Annotated in this window: 14 protein-coding genes; 5 read left to right on the top strand and 9 right to left on the bottom strand. The window is 70.9% G+C overall.

The window, feature by feature from the left end; all coding sequences use genetic code 11:
• The 4 genes from YU1_RS31645 to YU1_RS0127120 form a co-directional block, all read right to left on the bottom strand.
• The coding region (locus YU1_RS31645; RefSeq protein WP_156922530.1) for a transposase at positions 1-181 on the bottom strand (181 nt) is incomplete at its 3' end.
• Between the two features lie 83 nt (positions 182-264).
• Entirely contained in the window at positions 265-882 is a 618-nt protein-coding gene (locus YU1_RS31640; protein WP_198019098.1) for a pentapeptide repeat-containing protein, read from the bottom strand.
• Positions 883-905: 23 nt separating this feature from the next.
• Positions 906-1,460 carry an ActR/PrrA/RegA family redox response regulator transcription factor gene (locus YU1_RS0127125; RefSeq protein WP_029006699.1) on the bottom strand — a complete coding sequence of 185 codons (555 nt, stop codon included), beginning with the start codon at positions 1,458-1,460 and terminating at the stop codon, positions 906-908.
• A 57-nt stretch (positions 1,461-1,517) separates the two neighbouring features.
• Positions 1,518-2,876, bottom strand: coding sequence for an ActS/PrrB/RegB family redox-sensitive histidine kinase (locus YU1_RS0127120; protein ID WP_029006698.1), 1,359 nt, complete (start codon positions 2,874-2,876; stop codon positions 1,518-1,520).
• Between the two features lie 263 nt (positions 2,877-3,139).
• On the opposite strand from YU1_RS0127120, the gene YU1_RS31635 reads away from it, so the two are divergent.
• Both YU1_RS31635 and YU1_RS0127110 read left to right on the top strand, forming a co-directional pair.
• Positions 3,140-4,498, top strand: a complete 1,359-nt coding sequence (locus YU1_RS31635) for a polyhydroxyalkanoate depolymerase (RefSeq protein WP_084540177.1) — start codon at positions 3,140-3,142, stop codon at positions 4,496-4,498.
• Between the two features lie 358 nt (positions 4,499-4,856).
• Positions 4,857-5,558, top strand: coding sequence for a M48 family metallopeptidase (locus tag YU1_RS0127110; RefSeq protein WP_245263471.1), 702 nt, complete (start codon positions 4,857-4,859; stop codon positions 5,556-5,558).
• 120 nt (positions 5,559-5,678) lie between these two features.
• Here the strand turns inward: YU1_RS0127110 and YU1_RS0127105 are convergent, their stop codons facing one another.
• The 3 genes from YU1_RS0127105 to YU1_RS0127095 all read right to left on the bottom strand — a co-directional run bounded on the left by YU1_RS0127105 (position 5,679) and on the right by YU1_RS0127095 (position 8,613).
• A complete protein-coding gene (locus YU1_RS0127105) occupies positions 5,679-6,092 on the bottom strand; it encodes a DoxX family protein (RefSeq protein ID WP_029006696.1) in 414 nt (137 codons plus the stop codon).
• Positions 6,093-6,284: 192 nt separating this feature from the next.
• Positions 6,285-7,352, bottom strand: a complete 1,068-nt coding sequence (locus tag YU1_RS31630) for an AbrB family transcriptional regulator (RefSeq protein WP_051357465.1) — start codon at positions 7,350-7,352, stop codon at positions 6,285-6,287.
• 4 nt (positions 7,353-7,356) lie between these two features.
• Entirely contained in the window at positions 7,357-8,613 is a 1,257-nt protein-coding gene (locus tag YU1_RS0127095) for a pyridoxal phosphate-dependent aminotransferase (RefSeq protein ID WP_084540175.1), read from the bottom strand.
• A gap of 304 nt (positions 8,614-8,917) precedes the next feature.
• Between YU1_RS0127095 and YU1_RS0127090 the strand changes: the two genes are divergently transcribed.
• On the top strand, positions 8,918-9,508 hold the full coding sequence (locus tag YU1_RS0127090) for a malonic semialdehyde reductase (RefSeq protein WP_029006694.1): 591 nt from the start codon (positions 8,918-8,920) through the stop codon (positions 9,506-9,508).
• Between the two features lie 59 nt (positions 9,509-9,567).
• Here the strand turns inward: YU1_RS0127090 and YU1_RS0127085 are convergent, their stop codons facing one another.
• Positions 9,568-10,005, bottom strand: coding sequence for a GlcG/HbpS family heme-binding protein (locus tag YU1_RS0127085; protein ID WP_029006693.1), 438 nt, complete (start codon positions 10,003-10,005; stop codon positions 9,568-9,570).
• Between the two features lie 150 nt (positions 10,006-10,155).
• Here YU1_RS0127085 and YU1_RS0127080 point away from each other — a divergent pair, with 150 nt between their 5' ends.
• Together YU1_RS0127080 and YU1_RS0127075 are read left to right on the top strand one after the other, a co-directional pair.
• A complete protein-coding gene (locus YU1_RS0127080; protein WP_029006692.1) occupies positions 10,156-10,653 on the top strand; it encodes a universal stress protein in 498 nt (165 codons plus the stop codon).
• Positions 10,654-10,726: 73 nt separating this feature from the next.
• Complete coding sequence (locus YU1_RS0127075) at positions 10,727-12,748, top strand: SpoIIE family protein phosphatase (RefSeq protein WP_029006691.1); 2,022 nt, start codon at positions 10,727-10,729, stop codon at positions 12,746-12,748.
• Positions 12,749-12,802: 54 nt separating this feature from the next.
• Here the strand turns inward: YU1_RS0127075 and YU1_RS0127070 are convergent, their stop codons facing one another.
• Positions 12,803-13,690 (bottom strand): SDR family oxidoreductase, encoded by an 888-nt coding sequence (locus tag YU1_RS0127070; RefSeq protein ID WP_029006690.1) that lies wholly within the window; start codon positions 13,688-13,690, stop codon positions 12,803-12,805.
• Positions 13,691-13,734 lie beyond the last annotated feature (44 nt).

The raw sequence follows: 13,734 nt of genomic DNA, 5'->3' as shown, positions 1-13,734 counted from the left end.
ACAGCGTCTTGTGCGGGCCGTAGTCCTTGGGGGCATCCTTCCACTGCAACCCGTTGCGGATCACATAAACGATGCCACTCACCACCCGGCGGTCATCGACGCGCGGCACGCCATGGGCCAAGGGAAAGAAGGGCGAGATCCGAGACATCTGCCTTTCGCTCAGCAGGAACAAATCGCTCATCACAGCCTCCTCAATGGAGACTGTGAATCACAACTCAAGGCAAATTAATAGGTCCTGAGCCTAGCGGCCGTCTTTAAGGGCGCTCAGCCGACCTTCAGCCCGAGGCCGCTCAAGAGGTCCGCCGCCTGCGCCTTGGAGATGAGCGCGCCCTTGAAGCGCCCGGCGTCCGCCAGCTTCAGGCCGCCGAGGTCGGCGCCGCGCAGGTCCGCCCCCTCGAAGCGGGCGTGGGTGACATTGGCCTCGCGCAGGTTGCAGCCGGTGAGCACCGCCTGGCGGAAGTCCGCCTCGGACAGATCGGCATCCTGGAAGTCCAGCCCCTCCAGGTCCATGCGGCGGAACGAGAGGCCGCGCAGCTGGGCGTTGATCAGCAGGCAGCGGGTGAAGGCGAGCTGGAAGGTGGCCGCCGCCACGATCTGGATGCCGGTGAGCTTGCAGTCGGTGAACTGCGCCGAGGCCAGCTTGGCGCGGCGGAACACGGCATTGTTGAAATCGCAGCCGGTGAACACGGCCTCGCCGAGATCGCAGGCGGAAAAGTCCGCCCCCGCGCCCCGGCAGCGCTCGAACGTGCAGCCGGCGAGATCGAGCGCCGAGAGGTCGGCGCCGTGCAGGCTCCAGCCGGAGAAGGTGACCGGACCGCCGGCGGCGCGCACGGCGGCCTCCACCGCCTCGCGGTCGGCCCGGCCCTCCGGCGCGGGCACCACCGGCGGCGCGGCGGCCTCCCTGCTCAGCGCGGCGCCCTCTTGGCGAGGATGCGCTGCAACGTGCGGCGGTGCATGGAGAGCCGGCGGGCGGTCTCCGACACGTTGCGGCCGCACAGTTCATAGACCCGCTGGATATGCTCCCAGCGCACCCGGTCGGCGGACATGGGGTTTTCCGGCGGGGTCGGCTTGTGGTCGGCGGTGGCCATGAGCGCGGCCATCACGTCGTCCGCGTCGGCGGGCTTGGCCAGATAGTCCACGGCGCCCATCTTCACCGCGGTGACGGCGGTGGCGATGTTGCCGTAGCCGGTCAGCACGATGGCGCGGGCGTGCGGGCGCTGCTTCTTCAGCGCCTGGATGACGTCAAGGCCGGTGCCGTCGCCGAGCCGCATGTCCACCACGGCGAAGGCCGGCGCCGACTGCTCCACCTGGGCGAGGCCGTCCGCGACACTCTCCGCCGTCGTCACCTGGAACCCCCGCGTCTCCATGGCGCGGGCGAGGCGCTGGAGGAAGGAGCGGTCGTCATCGACGATCAGGACCGAGCGCTCCTCGGTGGTTTCAGGCATCTGCAGGTCGGACATTGCTCTGTTCCTAAGGGCGCCGGACGACAGCCGGGCGTACGCAGGGGTGCGGGGCTTTTACGCCCCTTTACCCGGCTCATGGGACGCGATGCGTTGATTTGACGCAAGATCCTTCTCTTTCCCGTCGAGCGCGCTGCGCGGCCAGGAGATGCGCACCTCCGCGCCGCGCGCGGGGGCGGGCCGGTTCTTCACCACCAGGGTGGCCCCGGTGCGCTCCAGCAGCGTCTTGGCGATGAAGAAGCCGAGCCCCAGCCCGCTCTCGCCATCCGCGTCGGCGTCGGCCGGATTGCGGGCGCGGCTGGTCACATAGGGCAGGCCGATGCGGTCGCTGACCTCCGGCGCGAAGCCCGGCCCGTCGTCGCGCACCACCAGTTCCATCTTCGCCTGGGTCCAGCGAGCGGTGATCTCCACCCGGTGGCCAGCGAAATCGACCGCATTCTCCACCAGATTGCCGAGGCCGTAGATCAGGCCGGGATTGCGGTCGAGCACCGGCTCGCCGGTCCGGTCCTCCGGCAGCGCCACGGCGATCTCGACGCCGAAGTCGCGGTGCGGCTCCACCACCTCCTCGATCAGCAGCGACAGCGGCATGCGGTCGAACGGGGCATCGCCCGAGCCGAGCGAGGTGAGCTTCTGGAGGATGTCGCGGCAGCGCTTCACCTGGTCGCGCAGCAGCGCCACGTCCTCCGCGTGGGGATCGGTGGGCTTGGTGGAATGCTCCAGCTCCTTCACCACCAAGGCGATGGTGGCGAGCGGCGTGCCCAGCTCGTGGGCGGCGGCGGCGGCGAGGCCGTCGAGCTGGGACAGGTGCTGCTCGCGGGCCAGCACCAGCTCGGTGGCGGCGAGCGCGTCGGCCAGTTCCCGCGCCTCCTCCGCCACCCGCCAGGAATGCAGGCCGATGAAGCCGACCGAGACCGACAGCGCCACCCAGGTGCCGGACAGATAGAGATCCGGCAGCAGCGGCATGCCGGGGCCGGCCCAGGGCAGCGGCCAGTGCCACAGCCCGACCGCGCCGGCGCAGGCCACCGCGAAGGCCCCCAGCAGCACGGTGGTGCGCCAGGTCAGCGCCGTGGCCGAGATCATCACCGGGGCGAGATAAAGCAAAGCAAACGGATTGCTCAGGCCGCCGGTGAGATAGAGCAGCGCGGTGAGCTGGAGGACGTCATAGGCAAGCAAAGGTCCCGCGGCCACATCCGGCAACCGGCGGGCGCCGGGATACTTCAGGCGCAACACCACGTTTACCACGACGGACAGTGCGACGACCGCCAGACACCAGATGATGGGAACCGGAAAGGCCAGCAGGACGTAGACTACCACCAGGGCCAAAGTCTGGCCCGCCACCGCAAGCCATCGCAGGCGGATGAGCGTGTCGAGCCGAAGTCCTAATGACCTTCCGGAAGGTGAGAAAGGATGCTGCATTGGATCTGATTCTCTGCCTCTTATTTCCGCACCGTCAGCCTCGGGCAAGCAAAGCCGGCTCCTATGTTATTGATAACAGGCGCCGTCTTTCGTCGTAATTGACTGCCCGCAAGAGCAGGCAGAGTCTGGTTCGCCAAGGGTGCTGCGGATCGAGGCAGCCAGGCGACGCAAGCCCCCTGTTAATAAGCGCGCACCGGAGGGATGGGCACGGCATGTGCCGCATCACGGACAGGAGGGTGCGCGAAAAACAGATAGGAAACCTCATGGCCGCCATCGGAGAATTCGTCGGGCCTGTGCGGCAGCAGGACGACGCCCTCCCGCTTCAGTCCTCGCCGCTGTACTGGATGTACGAACTGAGCCACGCCGCGCTCAATCCGTCGCGGGCCATGGCCGATGCCAGCCGCCTGCTGTTCAAGAACCCCATGAACCCGGTGTCCCACACCACCATGGGCAAGTCGATGGCGGCGGCGCTGGAATTGTTCGAGCGCACCACGCGGCGCTACGCCAAGCCGGACTGGGGCATTACCGACACGCTGGTGGGCGGCACGCGCGTGCCGGTGCACATCAATGCGGTGTGGTCGCGCCCGTTCTGCCGCCTGCTGCATTTCGAACGCGCCTTCGAGCATCCGCCGCGCCGGCCGCAGCCGCGCCTCGTGGTCGTCGCCCCCATGTCGGGCCACCATGCCACGCTGCTGCGCGGCACCGTGGAAGCCTTCCTGCCCACCCACGACGTCTATGTGACCGACTGGCTGGACGCCAAGTCGGTGCCGCTCACCGAGGGCACCTTCGGCCTCGACGATTACGTCGACTACCTGATCTCCATCTTCCATCGCCTCGGCGGCGACTGCCATGTGCTCGCCGTCTGCCAGCCGGCGGTGCCGGTGCTGATGGCGATCTCGCGCATGGAGGCCGAAGACGACCCCTATGTGCCGAAATCCATGATCCTCATGGGCGGCCCCATCGATACCCGCGAGGCGCCCACCGCGGTGAACGCTCTCGCCAAGGACAAGGGCATCGACTTCTTCCGCCGCAACGTCATCACCCAGGTGCCCTGGCCGCACGACGGCGCGCTGCGCCACGTCTATCCCGGCTTCCTGCAATTGACCGGCTTCATGAGCATGAACCTGGACCGGCACGTGAAGGCGCACACCGACCTGTTCCGCCACCTGGTGGAGGGCGATGGCGACAGCGCCGAGAAGCACCGCGAATTCTATGACGAATACCTCGCGGTAATGGACCTCGACGCGCGCTTCTATTTGGAGACCGTGGAGAGCGTCTTCATCACCCACGCCTTGCCCGCCGGCAGCATGCTGCATCGCGGCATGCCGGTGCGCACCCAGGCGGTGCGCCGCTGCGCGCTGATGACGGTGGAAGGCGAGAAGGACGACATCTCCGGCGTCGGCCAGACCCGCGCCGCCCACACATTGTGCCCGCACATTCCCGAGGCGAAGCGCGCCCATTACCTCCAGCCCGGCGTCGGCCATTACGGCGTGTTCAACGGCTCGCGCTTCCGCTCGGAGATCCAGCCGCGCATCGCCGACTTCATCCTGTCCCAGGAGCGCCCGCGCGCCACGGTGGAGGGGGCCGAGGCCGACAACGTGACGCTGCTGCACGCACGCTGAAGCGTATCCGCGCGGCCGGTCCGGCCGGCCGCGCGGTAAAGCATGTGCCCTCAGAGCGTTAGCGGCACGTGCCCGCCGCGAGCGCCGCCACCGGCCCGTGGCGGCTCCCCGTCGGGCGGAGCCCGCACGCACTTTGTGAGTGGCGGGGCGCGACGAATCCGACCAAGATCAGGTTCGAATCTGCCGAGCCGGACCCGCCCGCAGCCAGCTTGGGGGCGGCCGGTTCCGTCGTGAACCTCCATGGCCCTGTCCGTCTGCGCGCGACGGTCCGGGGCGGGTCGCCGGGTCCATGCTCTTCCGCCGCCGGGACAAACCTTCCGCTCCCCCGCCGCCTCGGCCGCCCCGCGGCCCCGAGTGGGTGGAGCTTGCGCTCGACGCCGAGACGCTCAAGGTCGAGATCCGCCGCCATCCCGCCGCCCAGCGCCTGACGCTGCGGGTGCGGGCCGCCTCCCGCGACGTCACCCTCACCGCCCCGCCGCACGTCTCCTATTCCGCCGCCGCCACCTTCGTCGAGCGGCACCGCGAATGGGTGCGGGTGCGCCTCGGCCGCCTGCCGGAAGGCGTGCCGTTCGTGGACGGCGCGGTGCTGCCGGTGCGCGGCGTGCCGCACACCATCCGCCACCTGCCGCAGGCGCGCGGCACGGTGTGGACGGCGGAGGAGGACGGCGCGATGCTGCTGTGCGTCGCCGGCGATGCGCCGCACATGGCCCGCCGGGTGGGCGACTATCTCAAGCGGCTGGCGCGGGCGGAGTTCACCGAGGCGAGCCGGCGCCATGCCGCCGCGCTGAAGGTGGAGATCGGCCGCATCACACTGCGCGACACCGCGAGCCGCTGGGGCTCCTGCTCGGCGGACGGCGACCTGTCCTATTCCTGGCGGCTGATCCTGGCGCCCGCGTGGGTGCTGGATTATCTCGCCGCGCACGAGGTCTGCCACCGGCTGGAGATGAACCATTCCGCCCGCTACTGGCGGCTGGTGGAGAGCATCTACCCCGAGCGGCGGGCGGCGGAGGCGTGGCTGCGCCAGAACGGCGCCGGCCTGCACCGCTACGGGGTGGAGTAGGGCGCGATCCGATCAGATTGAATCAATCTGATCGGTGAATCGCCCTCTCACACTTGGATAGACCCGCCCTCCAGGGACGGGCCGTTCACCTTGCGGGCCGGAGCCTCGGCGCCTGAAGCCTCAGCGCCGGCCGCCGCCGAGCGAGAAGCGGCCGGGGCCGGAGACGAAATAGAACATCAGGCCGCCGACGATGGCCAGGTTCTTCATGAACTGGATCTGCTGCGCCGCGCGGGCCGCCGCGTCGGTGACCTCCCAGAAATTATGCGCCAGCAGCGCCGCCACCAGGGTGAAGCCGCCGACCACGAAGGCGGTGAGGCGCGGGAGCACGCCGAGGATCAGCAGGACCGGCCCGCCCAGTTCCACCGCGGTGGCGAGAATGCCCATCACGGCCGGGAACGGCACGCCCTTGGAGGCCAGCATGCCGGTGATGCCGGCGATGTTCATCGCCTTGCTGACGCCGGAGGGCAGGAACAGAGCGGCTACCAGCAGCCGGCCGACGAGAAGCGCCAGATCGTCCAGACGTTGCATTGTCATCACCTTCTTTCGGGGGTCGGGGACGCACAGGGTCACGGACGGCGATGCCGCGCATGGATTGAGCCCACCGGATGTCCGCTGCGTCAACCGGACACCGATTCAAGCTTCGCCGCAGCGCAGCATGTGCGGTGCGGGGGCCCGCGCTGGCAAGCCGGGCGCGAAACACAAATGCTTGAGAGAGGCCGCCTGCGCTCACTCGGCGCGGTTGGCGCCCGAGAGGGTGAACAGCAGATGGGCGGACAGCGGCAGCGCGATCGACAGGCCGACGAAGCGGAACAGATGGTGCGCGCTCATGAAGGCCGGGTCGTAGCCGAGCGCGAAGCCGAGCGCGGTCATGGTCTCCAGCGCGCCGGGGGCAAAGGCGGTGACCATCTTGCCGGTATCCTCACCGGTGACGGCGGCGGCCAGCACGGCGAAGGCCATGGAGATGCCCATGGCCACCGCGAAGCCGCCGAGCGATGCGAGGAAGCTCTCCTTCAGCGTGGTGAGGCGCGTGCCCTCGAAGCGCACGCCCACCGTGGCGCCCAGCACCACGAAGGCCGGCACCAGGACCAGCGCCGGCACATGCGCGTCGGTGAGGCCCGACAGGTGCAGCCCCGCGCTGCCGGCCATGGCGCCGAGCAGCAGGCCGCCGGGCACCTTCAGCAGCACGAACACCCCGCCCGTCGCCGCGCTCGCCAGCAGCAGCAGGGCGACGCCCAGGAGCGGCCCGTCGGCGGGCGGCACCGGGGCGACGCCGGGATCAAGCCCGGCGGCGTTGAGCAGGTTGGGCAGCGCCGCCACCAGCAGGAACAGCCGCAGGCCCTGCGAAAAGGCCACCTTGCGCATGTCGGCGGGGGTGGTCTCGGCCATGGCGATCACCGCCGAGAGCGCGCCGGGGGCGGAGGCATAGAGCGCGGTCGGCAGGTCCCAGCCGGCCACGCGGCGGAAGTACAGCACCCCGCCGGTGATCACCGCCGCCACGCTCACCGCCAGGAAGCCCATGCTGACCGGCCAGGCGGAGGCCTGCGCCAGGGCCTCAGGCGACAGCGCGCCGCCCATGGAGGCGCCGAGCACCAGGAAGGTGATCCAGCGCACCGGATCGGGCACCGCCAGCGCCCGCCCCGCCAGCGCCCACAGCGTGGTGGCGACCAGCGCGCCGGACATCCACGGCGCCGGCAGGCCGAGGGCGGCGAACAGCCCGCCCCCCGCCGCGCCGAGCGCGAGCGTGGTGGCGGTGGCGCTCACCACCCGCCGGTCGGGACGCGCGAACCGCGGCACCGGATCAGGGCTGGCGCGTGAGCCAGGACACCAGGCGGCGCGTCGCCTCGGTGAGCTGGGCTTCGCCACGGGCGTAGCACAGCCGCAGGAAGCGCTCGCCGCCGGGGCCGAAGGCGGTGCCGGGCGCAAGGCCGACATTGGCCTCGTCCACCAGGCGCAGGGCCAGCTTGCGCACGTCGTCCTGCCCGGGGATGGACATGAACAGGTAGAAGGCGCCGTGCGGCTTCACCAGGTCCACCTTGCCGGTGGCGATCAGCGGATCGGCGACGAGGTCGCAGCCGTGCCGGGCGCGGGCGATCTGCTCGGCGACGAAGGGCTCGCCCTGCTCCAGCGCCGCGATGGCGCCGCGCTGCATGAAGGGGGCGACGCCCGAGGTGGAGAACTGCACCAGGTTCTCGATGATCTGGCCGAGCGCGGGCGGCGCCTCGATCCAGCCGATGCGCCAGCCGGTCATGGCCCAGTTCTTCGAGAAGGTCTGCACGAACAAAATGTGGTCGTCCGGTTCCATGATGTCGTGGAACGACGGCGCGCGGCCCTCTGGGCCGTAATAGAAGCGGCCGTAGATCTCGTCCGCCACGATCCACAGCCCGCGCGACCGGGCGAGGTCCAGCAGGACCTTTAGGTCGTCGAGGCTGGCCACGAAGCCGGTGGGATTGGCCGGGGTGTTGATGAAGATGGCGCGGGTGCGCGGGGTGATGGCCGCCGCGATGCGCTCGAAATCCAGCGAGAAGCCGTCCGGCCCGTAGGCGAAGGGCACGAACACCGGCTTGGCGCCGCGCGTCATCGCCGCCGCCGCCGCGTTCGGCCAGGCCGGGGTGGGGATGATCACCTCGTCGCCCGCCGCCAGCGCGATGGAGAAGGCGATGTTGATGGCCTGCATGCCCGAGCCGCAGACGAAGAAGCGCTCCGGCGTCTCCGGGATGGCGTAGAGCTTCGCCATGTAGCGGGCGATGGCGGCGCGCAGCTCGGGAATGCCGCGCTGCCAGGTGTAGAAGGTCTGGCCGCCGTGCAGGGCCTCGGCCGCCGCCTCGCAGATGAAGGCCGGCGTCGGCAGGTCGCCCTCGCCGACCCACAGCGGGATCATGCCCTCGCGGGTGCGGCCGTAATTGACCACCTCGACGATGCCGCTCTGCGGCAAGGCGGCGGCATGGGCGTTCACCTCCCGCAGGAGGCGGTCGTCGGAGGCGGCAAGGGCGGGAGTGGCGGCGGCATCGGCGGCGGGAGCGGCGGGCACGGACGCAAGGCGCGAGGCAGGAATCATGGGACTCTTCGGCACGGACGGGAAAGCATGACCATAGCCCGCTTCGGCCGCCGGCGCTCATCAATTACCGTAGCCCGGCCATCGATCCCGGTGATGGAGGGGCCGTGCGCGCAAGGTCACCTAAAGGAAACCCTCTATCACTTTGCAGGAATGCAAGTAGCTTTTGCATCGCAGCACACCGCGGCACCTTGCTGAAAATTCCCGCCGGCTTAAGTGCAACGCAGCGGCGCGCCCGCCGTCCCTCCTTCAGGTTGCCTTTCCCAAGGGAACTTACCTCAAAGCTTTACCCAGAGGTTTACTTGCCATGTCTTACAAGATCGACCAGGCCGCCCTGGACCTGCTGTTCCTGAAAGCCCGCTCGCAGAATGGCTGGACCAGCGCCCCGGTGAGCGACGCCGAGCTGAAGGAGCTGTACGAGCTCTATATCCACGGCCCGACCTCGGCCAACACCCAGCCGGCGCGCCTCGTGTTCGTGCGCTCGGAGGAGGCCAAGGCGCGGCTGAAGCCGGCGCTGTCGGAAGGCAACCAGAAGGCGCTCGCCGCCCCGGTCATCGCCCTCGTCGGCTACGACCTGGAGTTCTACGAGAAGATCCCGCAGCTGTTCCCGCACAATCCCGGCTTCAAGGACCTGTTCACCAAGAACCCGGGCATGGTGGAGCCGCACGCCTTCCGCAATTCCTCGCTGCAGGGCGCCTATCTGATCCTCGCCGCCCGCGCGGTCGGGCTCGACGTCGGCCCCATGTCCGGCTTCAACGCCGCCAAGGTGGACGAGGAATTCTTCGCCGGCACCCAGATCAAGACCAACTTCATCGCCGCGCTCGGCCATGGCGATCATTCCAAGGTGTTCGACCGCCTGCCGCGCCTGCCGTTCGAGGACGGCGCGAAGATCGTCTGAGCCCGCAGCCGGCCCCGCTTCAGCCGCCACCGGCCCGGCCGGTGGCGGCTTTTTTGCGTTCAGTCCTGGCCGGGATCGGCGGCATAGCCGGTGGCGGCGATGCCGGCCAGCGCGCAGGCCTCGTCATTGTCCGAGGTGTCGCCGGAGATGCCCACCACGCCGAGGATGGTGCGGTCGCGGTCGCGGATCAGCACGCCGCCCGGCACCGGGATGAGGTCGCCGCCGATGGCCGAGGTGGCCGCCGCGATGAAGAAAGGCTGGTCCTGCGCGCGGCGGAACAGCCCGCGCGAGCCGACGCCCAGCGCCAGCGCGCCCTTGGCCTTGCCGAGCGCGATCTCGCCGCGCTTCAGGCTGGTGCCGTCCTGGGCGGCGAACGCCTTCAGCGCGCCGCGGGCGTCGAGCACGGCGATGGCCAGCGGGCTGAGCGCGAGCGCGCGGGACTTCTCCAGCGCCGCGGCGACGATGGCCTGGGCCTGATCGAGGGTGAGTACGGACATGCTGCCTCCGGAAGACTGACGCCGCAGGGTGTAGCGCAAATCCGCGCGGGCCGCAGCGGGATGGGAATTTCGGTGTCGCGGCGGGGCCGGCCATGGCACCATCGGCCGCCTGATTTGCCCTCCCAGGCCCGCACCAGCCGCAGACGCCAGATGAGCCTCAAACGCCAGAGCCACGAGCCCGGCCACCACCGCAAGTTCCTGGTGATCGTGGACGACACGCCGGAATGCGACCGGGCGGTCTATTATGCCGCCCGCCGCGCCGCCCGCACCCGCGGCGGCCTCGTGCTGCTGGCGGTGCTGGAGCTGGAGGACGCCCACCAGCAATGGCTCGGCGTCGCCGACCTGATGCGGGCGGAAGCCACCGACGAGGCCCGCCGCCGGCTCGACGCCTATGTGGCCCGCGCCCGGCAGGTAGCCGGCGTCACGCCGGAGACGGCGGTCCGCGAGGGCGGCAAGGTGGCGGTGCTCCAGGCGCTGATCGCCGAGGACCGCGACATCGCCATCCTGGTGCTGGCCGCCGGCCTCAATCGCGACGGGCCGGGGCCGCTGGTCACGGCCCTCGGCGGCGCCGCGTCCGCCGCCTTCCCCATTCCCATCACCATCGTGCCCGGCGCTTTGTCCGACGAGGACCTCGACGCCATGGCCTGAGGTCGGAGCCGGACGGGGAGGCTGGCGGACGGGACGCGCATCGGCGACAGTGCGCCGAAACCGGGAGGGATGGGTGAAGCTGTTCGAGGCGTCGCGGCCGGCCACGCTGGAAGAAGTGTCCTGGCTGCGCAAGGCGCTCAAGCGGCAGTTCGCGCAGCTGCGCATCGGCCCGGACATCGCCGACGAAGTGGTGCTGGCCATGGTGGAGCTGGCCACCAACGTGGTGCGCCATTCCCATCCGCCCGCCCGGGAGATCGGCCTGGAGGTCCATCTCGACGGCGTGGTCATCACCCTGACCCTGACCGACGACGGCGGCGCCTTCCCGGCCTTCGAGGACCGCTGGCGGCGGGTGCGGCTCGCCGCCACCGATCCCGAGGGCGGCGGCGGCAGGGGCATCGCCATCGCCCGCGCCGCGCTCGACGCGGTGCGCTACGAGGCCGGGCCGCCCAACCGGCTGGTGGCGCGGCGGCAGCTCGCCCGGCGGCGGCCGCAGCTGCTGGTGGTGGAGGACGAGCCGGTGCTGCTCGACGCCTACCTCACCCTGCTGGAGCCGGACTATCGCGTGCTGCCGGCGCAGACCCTGCGTAACGCCCTCGACATCGCCCGCAAGACCAAGGTGGACCTCATCCTCACCGACTTCCACCTGGGGTCGGAGCCGGGCACCGCGCTGCTCCAGGCGCTGGAGAACGATGCCGACCGCCCGCCGATCCCGATCATCATGATCACCGGCGACCCCTCGGTACGCCTCAGGGTGCTGGAGCTGGGCGTGGACACCTTCCTCACCAAGCCGGTGGTGCCCGAGCGGCTGCTGGAGACGGTGAAACTCGCTCTGGTGCGCTCGGCCCGGCAGCGGGCGCGGCTGTTCCAGTATTTCGCTTCCTCGCTCGACCGGCTGGTGCATCCCGAGCTGCCGAAGCAGCTCGGCCCGTTCGCGGCGGCGCTGCGCTGGGAGACGGCGGACATCGGCGGCGGCGACCTCGTCATCCACCTGCCGCGCCCCGGCCGCGACCGGCTGGTGCTGGTGGACGTGATGGGCCACGGCATCAATGCCAAGGCCGGGGCGGTGGCCCACGCGGCCATGGTACGGGCGCTGGACGTGGGCGAGCCGCTGCCGCCGGGCGCCTTCCTCGCCCGCTGGTCCGGCCTCGTGTTCCGCGAGGCGGGGTTCGACAGCGTGGTGGCCACCGCGCTGGTGGTGGACCTGCATGCCGACGGGCGCATCGCCATCGCCTCCGCCGGCCATCCCCGGCCCATGGTGGTGACGCGGGACGGCGCGCGGGCGCTGGAGGTGGACGGCCCGCTGCTCGGCTTCACCGACACCGCCGACTACGAGGCCCTCACCCTCACGCTGGCGCCGCACGAACGCCTGCTGCTGACCACCGACGGGCTCGACCCGGCGGAACTGGCCAGCGGCGGCCCCTGCCCGGCCTGGCTGACCGAGGAGCTCTCCGGCCGCCATGCCGCGCCGCTGGAGATCGCCGCCGGCCGCGCCGCCAGCCGCGTGGCCGCGCGCCTCGGGCCGGACCCGCAGGACGACTGGATGATGGTGCTGCTGGAGCCGGCCGCCGCCGCCCGCGCGCCGCGCGAAGCGCTGCCCGCCATGGAAGGCCAGGGCACCGGGGAAGGCCAGGGCACCGCGACGGAGCAGGCTCGTCCCCGCCCGGCCGCCGCCCCGGTCGCGCCCGCGCCGGAACCCGCGCGCGCGCCGATGGTCACGGCCGCTGCGCCGGCGGTGGAGCCCGCCGGCGGGGCGGACGCGGAGACGGAGACGCCAGATTTCCAGCCGGCGGGCATCGGCGCGCTGCGCAAGGCGGTGGGGGAGGAGGCGTTCGCCCGCCTCGCCGCGCGCTTCCTGGAGAATGCCGAGCACAAGATCGCCCAGTGGGAGCAGGCGGACGATCCGGCGGCGGTGGTGGCCGCCGCCCATGCTCTGGCCGGGCTGCTCGGCCAATTCGGCCTGGCCGGGGCCGCGCTGCGGGCGCGGGCGGTGGAGAACGAGCCCGACCCGCTGCTGCGCCTCGCCCTGGCGCGCGGGCTCGCGCCTCTGGCGCGGCAGGAGCTGGCGCTGTTCAACGCCTGGTTCACCGGGGCCTGATCCGATCGGGGACTTCGGCGATAAATAACCGGCGAAATAAAATGCCTGCGGCGGCTAAAGATCGCCCGCCGCGCGCATCTGCGCGTAAAGCGCGGTCAGGCCCTCCTCGAAGGTGGGATAGGCCAGGGTGACACCCAGTTCATCCTTCAGCCGGGCGTTGCGCACCCTCTTGCTGGCCCCCCAGAAGGACAGGGCCATGGGGCTCATGGTCTTCGCCGCCACCTCGAACGGCACCGCCGGCGGCGGCGCGACGCCCATCAGGCCGGCGGCGAAGGCGATGGGATCGCCGGGCGGGGCCGGGCGGTCGTCGGTGACGTTCAGCACGCCGTTGAACCGGCGCGCCAGCACGGCGGCGATGGTGGCGGAGATGTCCGCCACATGGATGCGGTTGAACACCTGCCCCGGCTTCTCGATGCGCCGCGCCTCGCCCGCCTTGAGCTGGAGGAAGGCGTTGCGGCCGGGGCCGTAGATGCCGGCGAGGCGCAGGCTCGCCACCGCGATGCCCTTGGCGGCGCCGAACGCCAGCAGGTCCGCCTCGGCCCTGAGCCGCCGTTGCAGGCGCGGGCTGTCGCCCTTGGGCGGCGTGGTCTCGTCCACCCAGCCGCCCTGGTGGTCGCCATAGACGCCGAGCGTGGTGAGATAGATCACCTGGGAGAGCCGCGGCGCCGCCTCCAGCAGCGGCCGGGCGGCGGCCAGCAGCGGATCGCCCGCCGCCTCCGGCGGGGCGGAGAGGATCAGCACGTCGGCCTGGGAGATGGCGAAGGCGAGGTCCGCGCCAATTTGGTTGCCGTCGAAGACGAGGCCCTCGGCCCCGGTGGCGCGGATGGCGGCCGCGCCCTCGGGCGTGCGGGCGGTGCCGACCACGCGGTCGAAGGCGTGGGGACAGGTGGCGATAAAATGCCGGGCGCAATAGCCCAGCCCAACGGCAAGCAGGGTGGTCATGCCCCAGGTGTGGCGAAGAAGTCCGACAAGGGCAAGACGGCGGG

The sequence above is a fragment of the Azorhizobium doebereinerae UFLA1-100 genome (assembly GCF_000473085.1).
Lineage (GTDB): Bacteria > Pseudomonadota > Alphaproteobacteria > Rhizobiales > Xanthobacteraceae > Azorhizobium > Azorhizobium doebereinerae.
The sequence above is the reverse complement of the archived record's forward strand: the minus strand, read 5'-3'. Positions and strand labels throughout refer to the sequence as shown.